Origin of the sequence: Thioclava sp. UBA3469 (genome assembly GCF_002378135.1) — a bacterium.
In the GTDB taxonomy this organism is placed as follows: Bacteria; Pseudomonadota; Alphaproteobacteria; order Rhodobacterales; family Rhodobacteraceae; genus Thioclava; species Thioclava sediminum.
Window position 1 is genome coordinate 12,849 of record NZ_DFRG01000077.1, and the last position, 376, is coordinate 13,224.

Here is a 376-nt window from a genome sequence, read left to right on the forward strand (position 1 = left end):
GTGATCATCATGGACGAGCCGACGGCGGCGCTCGGCGTGAAGGAGAGCCGTCAGGTGCTCAACCTGATCCTTGATCTCAAGGCAAAAGGTCTGCCGATCATCCTGATCTCGCACAACATGCCGCACGTCTTCGAGGTGGCGGATCGGGTCCACGTCCACCGGCTGGGCAAGCGGCTTTGCGTGATCGATCCGAAAAACCATTCGATGTCGGATGCGGTGGCCTACATGACCGGCGCGAAGCAGCCCGAGGATGCGAACGAAGCCGCTTGAGAGCAGGCGAAAGAACAGGAAGCGCCCGGTCGGATCGGCCGGGCGTTTTTCGTTTTGGTGCTGCGTCCTTGGCGCGGGGCGTCCAGCCCCGGGCCGCGCCCGACCC

Annotated in this window: 1 pseudogene; it reads left to right on the plus strand. The window is 63.8% G+C overall.

The window, feature by feature from the left end:
- Window positions 1-270, plus strand: a pseudogene (locus tag B3D39_RS06820) (sugar ABC transporter ATP-binding protein); the annotation flags it as partial.
- Window positions 271-376 lie beyond the last annotated feature (106 nt).